9 protein-coding genes are annotated in these 16,764 nt (G+C 44.0%); 4 read left to right on the forward strand and 5 right to left on the reverse strand.

Annotated elements, in window-relative coordinates; genetic code table 11:
• Positions 1 to 227 precede the first annotated feature (227 nt).
• The 5 genes from L2729_RS12815 to dsrO all read right to left on the reverse strand — a co-directional run bounded on the left by L2729_RS12815 (position 228) and on the right by dsrO (position 10,933).
• Positions 228 to 3,785, reverse strand: a complete 3,558-nt coding sequence (locus tag L2729_RS12815; protein WP_248988627.1) for an ABC transporter permease/M1 family aminopeptidase — start codon at positions 3,783 to 3,785, stop codon at positions 228 to 230.
• An 11-nt stretch (positions 3,786 to 3,796) separates the two neighbouring features.
• On the reverse strand, positions 3,797 to 4,678 hold the full coding sequence (locus L2729_RS12820) for an ABC transporter ATP-binding protein (protein ID WP_101090668.1): 882 nt from the start codon (positions 4,676 to 4,678) through the stop codon (positions 3,797 to 3,799).
• 1,277 nt (positions 4,679 to 5,955) lie between these two features.
• A complete protein-coding gene (locus L2729_RS12825; protein ID WP_248988628.1) occupies positions 5,956 to 9,048 on the reverse strand; it encodes a tetrathionate reductase subunit A in 3,093 nt (1,030 codons plus the stop codon).
• A gap of 17 nt (positions 9,049 to 9,065) precedes the next feature.
• The gene (nrfD, locus tag L2729_RS12830; RefSeq protein WP_248988629.1) at positions 9,066 to 10,169 is read right to left on the reverse strand and encodes an NrfD/PsrC family molybdoenzyme membrane anchor subunit; all 1,104 of its coding nucleotides are present in this window, start codon (positions 10,167 to 10,169) and stop codon (positions 9,066 to 9,068) included.
• Positions 10,166 to 10,933 carry a sulfate reduction electron transfer complex DsrMKJOP subunit DsrO gene (gene dsrO / locus L2729_RS12835; protein WP_248988630.1) on the reverse strand — a complete coding sequence of 256 codons (768 nt, stop codon included), beginning with the start codon at positions 10,931 to 10,933 and terminating at the stop codon, positions 10,166 to 10,168. Before dsrO ends, nrfD begins: the two co-directional genes overlap by 4 nt.
• A gap of 169 nt (positions 10,934 to 11,102) precedes the next feature.
• On the opposite strand from dsrO, the gene L2729_RS12840 reads away from it, so the two are divergent.
• The 4 genes from L2729_RS12840 to L2729_RS12855 all read left to right on the forward strand — a co-directional run bounded on the left by L2729_RS12840 (position 11,103) and on the right by L2729_RS12855 (position 16,431).
• Positions 11,103 to 12,923, forward strand: a complete 1,821-nt coding sequence (locus L2729_RS12840; RefSeq protein WP_248988631.1) for a sensor histidine kinase — start codon at positions 11,103 to 11,105, stop codon at positions 12,921 to 12,923.
• A gap of 2 nt (positions 12,924 to 12,925) precedes the next feature.
• The gene (locus tag L2729_RS12845; RefSeq protein WP_248988632.1) at positions 12,926 to 13,540 is read left to right on the forward strand and encodes a response regulator transcription factor; all 615 of its coding nucleotides are present in this window, start codon (positions 12,926 to 12,928) and stop codon (positions 13,538 to 13,540) included.
• A gap of 269 nt (positions 13,541 to 13,809) precedes the next feature.
• On the forward strand, positions 13,810 to 14,100 hold the full coding sequence (locus L2729_RS12850; protein WP_248988633.1) for a hypothetical protein: 291 nt from the start codon (positions 13,810 to 13,812) through the stop codon (positions 14,098 to 14,100).
• Positions 14,101 to 14,163: 63 nt separating this feature from the next.
• On the forward strand, positions 14,164 to 16,431 hold the full coding sequence (locus tag L2729_RS12855; protein WP_248988634.1) for a TonB-dependent receptor: 2,268 nt from the start codon (positions 14,164 to 14,166) through the stop codon (positions 16,429 to 16,431).
• Positions 16,432 to 16,764 lie beyond the last annotated feature (333 nt).

Genomic DNA, 16,764 nt, shown 5'->3' on the forward strand with positions numbered 1-16,764 from the left:
TAGCCAATTTTAGGCGTAATGCGTCCCCATGAAACATGCAAGTTATGTATGTATGACATTGAAGCTGGCTGCTTAGTCAGGCCAATACTGACAAACTTCCTTTTCGCTAGACAGTAATGAATTGCCACGCCATTTCATTTAAGCAAAGTAAATCCATTTTCCGCAATCAAATTTCTATCCTTAAAAAAACTGACGCTTTAAGCGTCAGTTTTACGTTAAAGAACCGATTAAAGCTTAAAGATATTATCCTTCGCATCACGGTCAATTAGCTTAATAAAGGGATCAACCCCTACATAGCTTGGCTTACCATCAAGGACTAAAGTTAAGTTATTCTCTCCACTAACAAGTCTATGCTTCTCTAATAGCAGCACTTCACTGTCATTTTTAAGGTTGTCAGGATCGGCGCTAAATACACCAATATCAATTAAGGCATCTAATGGTAATTCAGATTCCTCACCTTTGCCTTGGGCAGCTTTACGACCAGCATGAATAGTCAAGTCCAACTGTACTTTGCCATTATCCAATTGAGTCATCACTACATTCGTCAAACGTAAATCATATAATATGATCTGGTTAAATGAATCTTCGATAAACTGCGCTTGTTCCTTATCGACCCCCTGTTTAAGGTAGCGGACGAGATCCAAAGTGGTTGGAAAAGGATCATTACGATATTGATAACGTGTTAAAAATGCCTTCAAGTTATCATTAAGCCTATCTTCCCCTATAGCATCTTTAATCGCCATCATCACCACAGAGCCTTTTTGGTAGTGAATATATTGCTGGTTCTCACTACGCAATAACGGCATCTCTCTTATCGATTCAGACGACCGACCACGTAAGTATCGATCCAATTCATATTTAAGGAATTTACGGATCATTTTCTTGCCATATTTCTTTTCCAGCACCATCAAAGCAGAGTACTGAGATAAGGTTTCTGAAATAACAGCACTGCCCTGTACGTCAGCAGCCCCCACTTGATGTCCCCACCACTGATGTGCCACTTCATGCGCCGTTACGTAATACACGGGGTCAATATTGTCTTCATCACGTAAGTCGGTAATAAAACCAATACGCTCAGAATAAGGCACTGTATTAGCAAAGCTTTGAGCAAAACTACGGTAACCCGGAAACTCCATGATCCGCATTTGCTTATGCTGATAAGGCCCAAATGCTTGAGTGTAATAATCAATAGAATCTTCCACTGATTCGATCATGCGATCGACATTCCAAGGGTGGTCTGGGTGATAGTAAACCTCAATCGCAATACCCTTATGTTCAATACGTTTAACTTGATAACGTGCCGAAATAATAGCGTAAAAATTCACCATTGGACTGTCCATCAAATAGTGAAAATACTGCCGCCCATCTTTCTTCCACTGTTTTTGTAAGTATCCGGGTGCTAAGGCTATTTGGTCAGCAACCGTCGAAATGGTGGCTTCAAACTGAATAAAATCACCATTGGCCCCAAAAAAGTTCTGCGTGTAAAAGCGATCATCCTCAAGCTTGTTAGCACGCTGTTTTTCAGCTAAGTCACGCTTTTTACGCTCGTGACGATCTGACAACTCATAGCCTTCTTGGTAACCAAATGCCGGTAATAACTCAAAATTATTAATGAAAGTACCATTTTCAACAACCGTGAAATCAAAGCCTGATTCGGCAATCCCGACTGACTCGCGGGTTAATTGAATATCCCCTTGTACTTTATCTCCTGGCATAATCGGCGTTTGGAAAGTCAGCCAAGTATTGCGGTAACGGTCATCAAACTCTCCTAGAGTTGAATGAGGAATATTGATCTTTACTGTGTCTGCACGTGTGTGCTCCGGCAATTGTACTAACATTTTTTCGATTGGCTTATCTGACTTGTTTTGCCATTCAAATTTAATGTTCGCCACAACTTTACGGGCTTCAGGATAAAGATCGATATTAGCATTTACTTTTGTCGTCACTAATATAGGCCAGCCTTGGTATTGCTTGAACGCTTTTTCGTAGTCTGCTTGTAAATCGGCGCTTTCATCTGCAGTTTGGTACTCATTTAGCACTTTTGTTTGGTAAAATAAGTAACTCCCCATGCCCAGAAACACAACAAGAGCACTTGCCACTATAACCTTGCCACCGCCACCTAATTGGTAGCCTAACAAGTTCATTCGCGTCTTAAGGCTCTGCTGTGGCCCTCTGTGGTACAAGCCATAGCCTAAAACAAATAAGACTACGCTTAGCGCTCCCCAGTAAATCATGTACATACTCTGGGTGAACAAGCCCCAACCGTAACCATTCATATCGGAGTAAGCTAAGGTGGGTGCCTGAGCAAAATTATATAAACTATGACCAAAACCCCAACTGGACATCACAAACGTCGTTAAGTAATAGCCAACAAACAGCCCCATACCTACGTACTTATTCGGACTCAGCACTTGCAGGAAAAATGCCAGCACCGCGGACATAATCAAAGGCACAAGATAATAAAATCCAAGTCGAATAATATATTGCGATAACTCAAGATTGCTCTGGCCTTTAATTAACTGAAATACAATCGTGGTGCACATGGCCAGTAAATAAAGCAGGGTCATTACGATAACAACGGACACCAACTTTGAACTCCAAAAGCTCAAATTAGACACAGGCATGCTGTCAACAATATCCCCCATGCCCGATGTGCGTTCACGCCAAACAATTTCAGCACTGTAATAAATCAGCACTATGGTCATTAATAGGCCCGTAGCACCGGCAATGTTGTTAACCATGTCTTGTGTCAATGGCCAGTTTGAGGTCCCATACCACCCAAAGTCAGTAAACATTGGGCCAATTAAGTTAAATACTGTTAAGGCCCCTAAGACCACAAAAGGTGCTGTCAATAATACTTGGCGAACTTCAAACTTTACTCGCGTCCAAAACTGCAAACGGCCATTTGGCTGCGTCGCCACGGCCAATTGTGATAGCGGTGTAAGCTTGGGAAGTGTACCGGCTTGCAAAGACTTCTTTTCACGTTGCTTAGTTAACTTAGGTTGACTAAAGATGCCAGAAAACCCGAGTAATACCGCAGCAATACCTAGCCACAATAAGCGGTTTTGCAACATGATCCCTGACAATTCCACCAACTGAGTATTTTTTTCACTGATGGTCCAATAACGAGTGACATCAGCAAAAGTACGTAGTGCAAAGGGATCAAGTAATGCAGCGATGGTACGATACTGTGGCTGACCCGCCATTTCACCCGTTAAGGTATAAAGCACCAGCATTGCCACAGCCGTAAGATATAAGGCCATCAAAGACCTAAATTTGATAGCCATCGCATAAAACAGGGTCGAAATTAATAATAAACTGGGCAGCGCCAATTGAAAATAAGGCACGACATAGTTCAGTAATGAGATGGAACCAAAACGGCTAGCATCCACCCAAGGCATAATAGAACCCAATAAGAAGCCCAGCGGAATAAACGCAAACACCGCAATGACCACCAAGAAACTGCCTATAAAGCGGCCAAACTGATATGAGAATGGGGATAACGGCTTACTGTAAATCAACTCTTCCATCAAATGCTGATGGTTACGAATTGCAGTCGTCCCCACAAAATTCACCACCGCAAACATCGAAATAAAGCTCATAATGAGCATCGACTGAGTAATACTAAAGGGGCTGTTTTTCATCACTTCGCCGCCACCACCAATTTGTATATTGTTGGAAGCAACAGACAAAAAGCTCACTAAAAATAAAAGTGAAGCGACCACATAAAATGACGGTTGACGTAAATAATAACGCCACTCAAATCTCACCATAGATAACAACATAGTTCTTCTCCTTATGCTGCCTGACCATTACGGTGACGATGAAGCGTGGAAAAGTACAAATCCTCAAGACCGGCACGGGCAGCTGTGAAACCTTCTGGACATGTATCAGACATCACATGCAGAACAGTTCGACCAGCTAACAAACGTTTGGAAATGACTGATAACTCAGACTCCAGTACCGCGGCCTCAGCTTGGCTGACCGTCTTAGACCAAATTTTATCATCCAACCCCTCGACTAATTGTAATGGGTTACCTTCAAGTAAAATTTTACCCGACGCCAGCACCGCCATGTTAGCGCAAAGTTCAGAGACATCTTCGACAATATGGGTTGAAAGAATAACCACTTTTTCTTCACCCAGGCTCACTAACAAGTTATGAAAACGGTTACGTTCTTCAGGATCTAAACCTGCGGTCGGTTCATCGACGATAAGCAATTTTGGATCGCCAATCAGCGCCTGCGCAATACCAAAACGTTGACGCATACCACCGGAAAAACCACTGACCGCCTTATTCTTATGTTGGTATAAATTAGTATGAGCAAGTAAACCATCAACTGATTCTTTGCGAACTTTAGGGTTATTAAGCCCTTTTAATATGGCCAAATGATCTAATAAGTCATAAGCACTTATACGTGGGTAGACATTAAAATCTTGCGGGAGATAACCTAAGGTTTCACGCAGTGCTTGCGGATCGGCCATGACATCTATGCCATTAAAAATAATACTTCCTGAATCTGCACTTTGCAGAGCTGAAATAGTACGCATCAATGACGATTTCCCTGCACCATTTGGCCCGAGCAAACCAAACATTCCCTTGTCTATATTGAGATTAACGCCATCAAGTGCTTTAACATCATTGTCATATGTTTTATTTAAATTGGTGATAGTTAACATGTGTGCCTCTTGTTCCTTGAGAATAAAATACCGCCAAAGCACCACCTATCATTAATGTTATAGGGGACTCACGATAAAATAAGATTTGAGCTATTTTTTGACCAAATGAAAATGAATGCTAATCTCTTTTATTTACTGATTCAATCTGACTTTGTTACGGAATGTATAAGGGGCCGTTGATCTTTCGAGCTTAGTTTTTGTTCAACTCTTTCCGCTAAAGAATAATGCTTTTAGTATCAGGCTATTTAAACGTGTTAAATAAGCGCCTAATAAACGCTTGTAGTAAAAGAATAAACGCTTTGAAACGAACTCAAATGACCACGCTGCCTGGCTGTTTTTTAGTCGATATTTAACCGGTACCTAAGTGTTAAACATTTGTTTTGTCTGCGAACAAAAATCAGACTGTCACCCTGTGATTTACACTCAAAATTGGGGGTGAAAAAGTGCAAACATTAGTTTGCAAAATTATTATGACTCAATAAGATATATTTCAAATCATCTCATTTAGATTTTAAAACTCGCTGTTGTATAGAACAAACGCCTCACATTATCATAAGACCCAAAACCTGATCCCGTGCCTGTAGTTCCATCAGGTAAGTCACGATCAAACAAATTTTCAATCCCAATTTTTAGCGTAATACCTGATTCAAAGTGAAGATCACAACTCTATCAAAAGGGGCTCTTGTGCTTGCTCAATAAAGTCTATATTTCTAGACTCTAATGGTGCGAGTACTATCAGGAACCATAAAGTACATAAAATTAGACTTTATGAGATTGAAGATTGTTCACTTACTAGCGTTAATACGTGGAAGGTCGCTGATGATTTTTTCCAAGTTTTAAATTTTCCATAATCATTCAAAGTGACCCACCTTAAACGGAACACCCGATGTAACAGCCATCAAAACAACATGATAAAAATCAATCGAAATACAGTAACTTAATAATTAACACAAAGCCCCACAGAACCACCAGATACAGGAAGCCCCGATACGAAAGTATCGGGGCTTTTTTTCTGTCTGCAGAACACCAAAATCAATATCTTACGTAGAGTAAAAGCTTATTCCACCAAGAGTTGCGGTCTTGGTCGTTATCCAGAGGTACCGCGGGCTAAAACAGGAATTAACAGGTGAGGCTCGTAGATGTGTAAAGCACAACGTTATTCGACTTAAAAATATTTAAGCCAGCATGCAGAGCCTAGTCTTCGTCTTAAGATAAGCCGCGCGGCAAAGCTCTCTGCCAGAGCAGAGAGCTTTATATCGTCCGAATATCTATCAATATTACGCTTTGCGAATTTTAGCAGGAAGAGACTGACGAGCAGCCGAGCCGACGACCCAATCAAGCATCACGCCTTTACCTTCACGAGTCGGGTCTATTAAGCCGATATCGTTAATATTGACACCATCACCGCCGCGATTTTTGACTGGCTGTTGTTTACCATCAATCCAGTGTGAACGCTCACCCAGTTCGGTGTGTCCAAATCCGTGTTCAAAACCGAGGGTACCGGGCTTGATCCCATCGAGCACCATGGCGATAGCTTCGGTACTTGCACTCGGTGTTTCAACGATGAACCTATCACCGGTTTGAATCTGCGCTTTTTCAGCATCAATTGGATGGATATACACCGGATTAATGCCTTTAATCGAATGCAGACGTGGAGAAAGGTTAGACACCGAACTGTGAATGTTTGACTTGAAATTAGTCAAACTAAATGGCCACGCCTTAGGTGGATACTTTTCATCTAACGGCGTGCCGTCGCTGAGCTTTTGAGGATACCAAGTTGGGCAACCACTGTAGAATTCGCCCGTCATGGTGTTTCTAGAGGTACCGACCTTTTCGTTCCAGATGGCGAGCGGCTTAGTCCATTTGTGTTTCATGGTGTCGTCTTGATACGCATTAGATGCATTTTCGAAACGGCCTCCACGAGCAAATATGTACGCAACCCGTTTCATTTCGTCAACGGTGAGGGTTTTCTGCATTGCCGGCATTAGACGTTCTAACCCAGACCAAGCAATATCTTCTGCAGAAACCTCTGGCACACCGCCTTTGACATACGCAAGGTTGGCGGCTGAGCGCAGATAAAAGTCTTCAGCGCAATGAATGCTATGCCAATTACCCTTGCTATCAGGAATCGATTTGTCACCAAAACCGCCTAATTTCATTTTCTTGGCGATGTCGATTAAAAAATTTTCTAAACAGATTGAGCGGCCATCTTTACTTTTAGCGGTGCGCGGCTCAACAACCGGCCAACGGGCGGTAATCGCCTTCACTGGTACGCCGTGCCACGGTGCGGTCATTCCCCAGCTTTCATAGGTCACTGTGTCTGGGACCATATAGTCTGACAGTGCAGTGGTTTCGTTAATGAACGCATCAACTGACACAATCAGCCCAAGCTGCTTAGGATCTTTAAGTTTATCCTCAAGTAGATTTTTTAGGCCGGGAACACCATACATTGGATTGGCCATATGGTTGATCCACGCTTTAGCACGATACGGATAACCATCAATTGCCGCTGAAAGATGCTCGGTTAATAATGGCGCTGAGATAGGATACCAAGGCGCGCGCGTTGGATAAGGTGACTCTCCGGCTGCTATGCGACGTTTATATTCACTGGTCTTGTGATACGGAAACTTACTGCGTGACAGGAAGATACCTTTAGGCGCCGTTTTTCCCTCAAACTGGGTAAAGTCATAACGTGGGCCTTTAGCAGATGTAGGATACCCCCCTGCTCTTGCCATTGCGCCGCCTTTGACATTAACGTTACCGACAAGGGCATTTAGCATCATGATAGTAAAGGCATTATAAAACCCATTGGTGTGCATGTTGCCACCGTGGGTGTCGACGACCGCTTTAGTGCCATGGCTGGTAAAGCGTGTTGCTAGCGCGATAATTTGCGCTTCGGTTATCTCACATTGCTGGCTGTAAAAGCTCAGGTCGTGTTTAAACGCTTCATCTTTGAGTCGTTGTAGCGACGATTTAACTCTGACAGTGTCATTAGCCAAAGTAACGTCACGGTCAACAAACAGTGCCGCTTCGTCAGCTTGAGTATGCAAGCCAAATTCATCACTTTTGGCATCGACAATCACGTAATGATCCGTCTCAGAATGGGCTTCACCTTCAAAAGGCATGTTCATGTCTGATGCACGCAAGAAACTGCCGTTACGAGGGTGCTTGTCATCACTAATGACCAAATGGGTGGCGTTACACCAATGCGCAGTGCCTGCATGCTCCATGGCATTGACGCCAGGTTGTGCGAGGAACGTTTTATTAAAACGTTCATTTTCAATGATCCACTGGATCATACCCAGCACCAGCGCCGAGTCACTGGCAGGCTTAATTGGCAGCCAGTTGTTATCATCCCCCGCCGCTAGACTAGAAGAACCCGCCGGCAAGCTAGGCGTAATGATCGTGTACTGCAGGTTGCCATCGGTACGCGCTTTTGCCAATTGGCGAGCTTGTAGCTTAAACGGATTACCCGCTTGTGCTGGAGACATACCGATGAAAATAATATATTCGGCATGATTGAAGTCAGGCTTAAGGTGAGCAAACTTTTTAAGGTCATTCATAAAGGCGCCACTTCCCGCTCGGAAAGCATAACCACAGTACGAACCATGATGACCATAGTTACGGGTACCAAAGCTATTAAACGCAAAGCGCTTTAAAATATCATCACGCCCTTCGTTACCCGCATTGGTAACTAACAGCTGATTGGCTTTTGGGCCATATTCTGGGTTTTGGGCATCAATAGGGGTATTGATATCGCGTATGGCTCTTAGGCCATCAACGTGGCCTTCACCGAAGAGATCACCTCCTTCAACAACTTCTTCTATTAGCTGCTCATAGCTAATTTTTTGCCACTTGCCTTCGCCTCGCTTACCGACACGTTTTAACGGCTCGGTAATACGATAAGGACTATTGCGGATTTCAAGCATGCCATTTCCGCGAGCACACGCGGTTGAACGACCTTCAAGCCCTGACTCACCCGTTAGACTCAAGTAAGCGTCTTTTACCGGAGTATTAAAAGGAATGGGAGTTTGATGTGATAACGGGTGGTAGGGATTACCACTGATCCGCAAAATATCATCGGTACGATTATCGATTCGGACTCGTAGCCCGCACAGCGTCCAGCAACCAAAGCACATTGATGGCGCAACGCGCTGATTATGATTTGGAATTAGGTTGCCATTTTTATTCACTTGATACTCGGGTTCTAACGAGTTTCCGTGGTGAATATCGCGAGTTTTCTTGCCCGATGTCCCTTCAATCACCCCTTCTACCAGATGTTTAGTGGTGCCAGCGTATCCCGCTGAAAAAGCGCCCAGACCACCAACTGCGAGGCCTGATTTCAAAAATTGTCGACGTTTGTTGTCCATAGTGAAATCCTCTTTAATTAGTGGTTGGTTAGCGCGGTATCAGCACTTTGACTACGCTTGGGTTGTACCAGCTCAGATGCCAGCATGGCGAGCGCCATCCACAGCCCAAGCATGCCAACAATACCGAGTAAGCCACTGCTGTCCATGGGTAATGAATAGGGATAAGGCCCTACGTCGAATTTAGGAATGGTTTGCACTTCCATCATGGTTATCCAGCGGGTAATCCAACAGGCTGCAAGTAACATTAACGCGTTACAGAGCAATACAAAGTTACTGCTGTTATGACGTAAGGTTAACTGCACTAAAACGGCACAACTTAATATCGATACTGCTAACAGAGTAAGGTTACTCGCCCATTGGCTATCATCAAAGAGCGAAAATGAAGGATTATTTGAGGCCCATATAGGGATAAGAATTAACGCTAAAATGCTGCTCAGTATGGTGGTCTGTTTGATGAGGCGAACATCCGTTTTAGACAGTCTGTCGCTCGCTTCTTTTTGAGGGAAGAGTAACCATATAATAAGCGATAAACCCACCGCACCGAGAAAAGCAGTGGTAAACCAAAGCAGTGGTGATGCCGGCTGGTCCCAAAGCGGACGAGCATGAACCGCTGCAATTTCAGCCCCGGTATAAAAGGCAATCGACACACTGGATATAACGGTAATCGCCGCCACGCTAAGCATCATTTTAGCGCTGGTCTTCCACTGGCCTAATGATAATTTAGACACTGTTCTAAAAACCTTGCTATCACTGTCTTTAAAACTCATTAAGTCGTCGCGCAGATACAGCCATGCCGTGACAACAGAGAGTCCTGAAAATACAGGTAAGAAAAACGAGCCCATAGACATCCAAGACCACGGGGTGATATACGCATAAAAATGCCAAGCGCGACCCGGCTGATGCAAATCGCCAGTAAGGGCTAATGGCCCAACAATGGCGCAAATGGCAAGCGTTAGGACTAATGCTGCGCGTAAGCGATGGCTGGTATGCTTTTTAAAGAAAAGCGTGAGCAGAAACAACATTGCTGCCGCATAGGCTGACCCAATAAAAAAGAAGTACTGTGTCGCCCAAGGTAGCCAAGCCATTTGTTGAGCCGGGACTAAAACTTCAGTAATGTTCATGCCTCACCTCCTTTGGGATCATAAATGGCGGGTTTGCCTTCAATGTGGCTGGTAAAGCGTTCATCCATACCAATATAAAATACGTGCGGTTTAGTATTTTCTTCTGGCTTGAGTACTTTTATATCTTGATGATTTTCTTTTAATAAGCGATTAATCTCACTAGACGGATCATTTAGATCGCCAATCACCCGGGCTCCACCCACACACGTTTCGACGCAGGCAGGCAACAAGCCTTTTTCAAGGCGGTGAGCACAAAATGTACATTTGTCAGCGGTGAGGGTTTCTTCGTTAATAAAACGAGCATCATAAGGACACGCTTGGACGCAGTAGGCACAGGCAACACAACGACTGTTATCAACCATCACGATACCGTCTTCACGCTGAAAGGTCGCTTGCACTGGGCACACGGCAACACAAGGTGGGTTTTCACAATGGTTACAAAGCCTAGGTAGCATAAAAGATTTTACTTCTTTAACCCCTTGAGAACCGTCATTAAGTGTCACTTCATATTGCTTAACCGTGGTTCTGAACTGGCCGATTGGCGCTTGGTTTTCAATGCTGCACCCAACGGTACAAGCCTGACACCCTACACATTTTCGTAGGTCAACGACCATAGCGTAGCGTTTTCCGACCTGACCTTTACGATCCGGTTCGTCATTATTACGTATAATAGTTCCCGCAGTTGCCGTGTTAACCCCAACAATAGGGATCAACGCGGCTCCGGCGGTAATAGCACTCAAAAAGCGACGTTTGTTAGAATCCATAATTCACCTGACTCGATTATTTTGATCTTGTTATCATTGTCAGTAAAATATGCTCAGCTCGGTATTGTGGATTTCCACATGTCTGAATAAACATTGATCTAAAACAAGTATAAAAAAGACTGCAAAGGCTATTACTCTGTTATTACAAGTATTCAATTTAGGAAAAGTGATGATGATAAAACGATGGTTTCGTTATAGTTTCCATATTCTAGTATGGATGATAGCGTTGTTATCGTTGCCGGTATCAGCCACAACAACAGCTGCAGCAAATACACCTAACGTTGATATTGGCGTACTTGCCACGCGTGGCCATTTATACACAAAGCAACGTTGGCAGCCGACCATCGACTGGCTTAATCTGCAAATACCTGAGGTTAACTTTGTACTGCATCCACTGGATTTAGATACCATGGCTAATGCAGTCAGCCAGCAAACTATGGACTTTGTACTCACCAATCCGGGGCAATCGGTCACATTAGGACGTCAGTATGCTTTGTCGTGGATAGCGACGTTAACGAACAAGGCACCAAGCAGTACTAACTTTGGTATTGGTTCTGCACTCGTAGTGAGAGCCAGCTCTGATTATCAGCGCCCTAAAGATATCGTAGGCCTGCCTATGGCTGCGGTGTCCGAAAATGCCTTTGGCGGCTATTTAACACTCCGCTATGAGATGGTGCAACAAGGGATTAATCCCAATGACTTTTTTGCTGACGTGCACTATTTGGGCTTTCCAATTGACGCAAATCTTTATCAGCTTAGAGATCGAAATGTTGAAGCGGCGGTGGTACCCGTCTGTCTGTTAGAAAATATGGTCAAAGAAGGCTTACTCAATAAAGCAAAGTTTCGAGTATTAAACCCAAAAGAGAATGGCCATTTTACTTGTCAGGTTTCAACACCTCTTTATCCAAACTGGTCACTGGCAAAGACAGAACGAGGCTCGGCTCAATTAGCAAAGAAAATCTCTCGTATTTTGCTTTCTATGCCTCCAGAAAATGCAGCAGCAATCGCGTCAGGAGCATCGGGTTGGACATCGTCGGTTAACCTGTTATCTATCGATAAAGTGTATCAAGCGCTGGATCTTTTACCGCTGCAGCAACCTTGGTGGAAACAGGCATTGCGTTGGCTTCGAATTCATCAGGAGTGGGCTTGGGCCCTATTTATCTTTTTTATTTTTATCAATGTTTATCATTTCTGGCTTGAATACCGCTTTAGTAAAAGTAAACAAGTGTTGGAGCAAACACTGCACCGCTTAAAAGAGAAAGGGGAAATGTTAGAGCATTCTCAACGTGTTGCCATTGTAGGAGAACTGGGCAGTAGCTTGGCACATGAGATAAACCAGCCATTAACCGCGATTAGAAATTACAGCGAAGGCGGATTATTACGTTTAGCTAAACAGCGACCGTATGAAGATATTATTCCTGTTTTTGACAAGATCCAGAGCGAAGTTGAGCGCGCAGATGCGATAGTTAATCGCTTACGTACCTTGATCACCAAGCGAACGGTAAAAAAGAAGATGTGTGATATTGAGCAGTTGCTTAACGATACTATAGAGCTATTGCATTTTCGGTTACAAAAACAAGGGGTAGTCATTGCGCGAGAATTAACAGGAACAGCGGTTAAGACTGTCGTTGATGTTGTTGGTCTACAGCAAGTGATGATCAACGTTATTAACAACGCGATTGATGCCTGTATGACATATCTTGATCGCCATCCCGCTGAGGGATATCAAGCTAACATTATTGTACGAACCCATTATCAGCAAGACACCATCAGCATCGAGATTGTAGACAACGGTACCGGACTTGAACATGACAATCCAACGGAAGCATTTGTCAGTACCAAGACCGATGGATTGGGGTTAGGACTGGCGATTTGCCGCGATGTGATGGAAATGCATGGGGGAGAATTTATGATCCAGTCTCTCAAGTCAAAGGGTTGTGTTGCCACCGTATCATTGCCCGTCCTATCTAAAATCAATAACAGGAGATAACCATGCTCAACCTCGCTAAAACCTTAGCCGTGTATGTGGTGGATGACGATAAATCAGTGCGGGACTCACTGGCATTTATGCTTGAGGAATATGAATTTAATGTCACCACCTTTGAAGATGGTACGCTGTTTCTTGAGGCGTTAGATCTAACACAACCTGGTTGCGTTATTTTGGACTGCCGTATGCCTAAATTGCGAGGTCAGCAGGTGCATCAATTATTGAATGAAGCCAAGAGTCCGTTGGCTGTAATTTACCTTACCGGCCACGGTGATGTCCCAATGGCGGTAGATGCTTTACAGGCAGGAGCGGTACACTTTTTTCAGAAGCCTGTCAGAGGAAGTGATCTGGCTTTAGCCATTGAACAGGGGTTAATCCAGTCCGCAGGAAAAATGAATACACTCGCGGTCAATGCCGCTTATGATTCATTAACCATAAGGGAAAAGGACATACTCCGCCTGCTCATTGCGGGGAAACGTAATTTAAGAATAGCCGACGAGCTCTGCATTGCGATGCGCACTGTAGAGGTACATCGTGCGACCTTGCTAAAAAAATTCTCAGCAAAGACAGTCGCTGAATTAGCTTACATTTATGGGCACTGCCACGAAAACGCATTTTAGTCACATCAGGACTTAACGTAGTGCAGGCTCATCTCCCGGATCAGACAATCAATGTAAGCAGTAAACTCCTTTAGGCGGTAAATAATACCATAAGGGTAGCAATCGCCCTTTAGCCTATAGAACTAAAAAACTCGGTTTAGGCAGCCATTCTAATGGCGAAATAAAATGATTTACCTAATTTAAATGCTAGACAATTGAGACATTACTAAATTAAGATTAGCGACTTGTAAATTATCAGATGTTCAAACATAGGGGGAATGTTAACCACAATGACAAATCAGCTCCCCCCAAAGTTTAAAGGTTATCTCTTACTCGCGTTTGGCTTATGGTTGATTGTTCTACAATCAATAACCTTCTCACACGCTGCAGAACATGCTTTAGAAGCTGATAATACTCACTGTTTGTACAGTAACGTTTACCATGATGAAAGTGCTGGCCCAACATCAAATGTTGTACCCGTCATTTGTCCGCAACAAATTGAAAGTAGTGTTCCGCCATTATATCTACAACCTTCTCTTGCTTGGCAACGTAACCTACAGGTTCGAGCTCCCCCTTTATAGTCCTTAAGCAAACTCCACATCATTTCAAATTTATTTTTTTGCTTATCTATAAGGACAAGCATAATGAAACTTGCACTATCATATGTAGCGCTAGCTGTTGCTGGCTGTTTTTCACCTGTAATGGCGGCTCAGCTACAAGGCCAAATTACCGATAATAATGGTACTCCAATCCCGAATGCGCATGTCAGCATAGACGGGGGTAAAAAGACAACCAGCGACACCCAAGGCTACTATCAATTATCCCTCGCAGATAACAGCCATGTTCACCTACATGTAAGTAATGATAACTTCAAACATGCAGATCATGATTTACATATTGCGACAGGCACAGTGACGCAAAATGTTTCACTTGAGCAGGCTATGATGGAAAACATTGTCGTTACAGCATCGCCTTTTCTTCGCTCTGCAATGGAAAGCACCACGCCAATCAGCGTGATGACGGAAGACCAACTAAAGCTGAATATCGAGCCAACCTTAGGCGATACACTTGAAAAATTGCCCGGTGTGCAGGCCTCTCATTTCGGTGCAGGTGCTAGTCGCCCAATCATCCGAGGTATGAGTGGTCCCCGTGTCATGGTATTAGAAAATGGTCTATCGGTAGGAGATGCTTCAACAGTATCAGCTGATCATGCGGTGACCACCGAAGCCGGCACCGCGCAGCAAATTGAAATTCTACGAGGGCCAGGTTCTCTACTCTACGGCAACGCCGCCATTGGTGGGGTTGTGAATGTCGTCAATAACCGAGTACACGAGCAATCTGTCGATGAGTTATCTGGTAACTTCGGCACCCACTATGTTACTGGTAATAATGGTCAAACCGTCAATGGTGAGCTAAACGGTGGCGACGGTAAATTCAATTGGCATTTAGACGGCACCCATCGTAATACGGATGATTTTGATATTGCCGGAAATGCTATTGAGGGCCAAGCTGAAACTCACGGTAGCGTTGCTAATAGTCAGCTAAAGCTGGATGACTATGCGGCGGGTGTTGGGTACACAGGTGATAACAGCTTTGTGAGTCTTTCTGGGGCAAATACTCAATCTAACTACGGCATTCCCGGCAGAGGTGTACAAGGCGATCCAGACATCACCATTGATCTACAAAAGACGGCCTGGCAACTCCACAGTGGCTTGTTTGATCCATTTGCAGGGGTAAGCAAAATTCGCTTTGATGCCGGTTATACCGATTACCAACATGCCGAGCAAGAGAATGGTGATGCCGATACTTTCTTTTACAACAAACAGAGTGAAGCGCGTTTAAGCGTTAACAATACGCCTTGGGGAGAATGGCAAGGCGTCATGGGTCTGCATGCTATCCATCGGGATTTTTCTGTTCAGGGAGAGGAAGCACTGACACCTGACAGTAAAACCGACACCATTGCGGCATTTATCGTACAAGAACGTAAACTCGGTGACTTTCGCATCGAACTCGGTAGTCGCATCGAACATTATCGTTTAAACCCCGACAGCATGAGTATAGAAACCTTGAATGGCTCACAAAACTATCAACCCGATGGTTTGAGTGATAACAATATCACGCTGTCCGCTGGCGTAGTCTGGGATTTTGCTACAGCCTATAACTTGGGCTTATCAATCGAAAGAGCCGAGCGCTCAGCCACTGCAGAAGAACTTTACAGTTTTGGCGCTCATGATGCGACCCAAAGCTTCGAGGTGGGTTCTCAATTCAAGATTGAAAATGGTAATGTCATTCCAGACAGTGGTGACAGTGACAAGGAGATAGCCAACAATATCGACTTAACCTTGCGTAAATTAGAGGGCGCATGGACGGGGTCTTTTAGTGTTGCCTATAACAAGATCAATGACTTCTACTATGAAAAAGATACAGGGCTTGTCGCCTCTGATATAGGATCAGAAGGAGATCTGCCAGTGTACCAATTCACCCAAGGCGATGCCGAACTCTATTCAGTCGAAGCCCAAGCCAACATCCCCTTTAACGACACCTGGTCACTGGATTTACTCAGTGATTATACTCGCGGTAAATTGGTCGATGGCGGGAATCTACCACTGATATCGCCGATGCGATTTGGCTCAACCCTCAACTTTGACAAACAAGATTGGCATGCCGAAGTCGGTGTCATGGCTTATGCTAAGCAAACCGACACCGCCGAGAATGAAACAGATACAGCAGGTTACTCCTTAGTCGATACCGCTCTAACCTATCATTTACCGACTGAGAATGGCGATATGATGTTCTATGTGAAGGGCAATAACTTACTCGATCAGGATGCGAGGCCACACACCTCATTACTCAAAGAGTATTCTCCTCTCATGGGTCGGAGTTTCATGCTTGGCATGAACTACGACTTTTAATCGAGGCTAAAACACATCGCTTGATGTGAGAACAAACCCCAAGGCGAAGTCAGTGACTTCGCCTTTTTAATAAGGCGATCTATCGTCATTGTGGTTTTAAAAAAAATCCTTTGATAATAAAGAATTATCAACCAAACTCAGCAAACCAATATGTGAATGGCGTTAAAGAGTGACAGCGTTTAACAACTATCCAATGGTTAGGTTAGGTTAGGTCAAGGAGCACAATAGCACTAAGCAACACGTTACTGCCGACACAACACGTCATATAACATGGCTTTCACAGCCATTATTTACGTGTATCTCTATAACAATTAGGTATCGATTTACCTGCCG

Source organism: Shewanella gelidimarina (genome assembly GCF_023283945.1).
In the GTDB taxonomy this organism is placed as follows: Bacteria; Pseudomonadota; Gammaproteobacteria; order Enterobacterales; family Shewanellaceae; genus Shewanella; species Shewanella gelidimarina.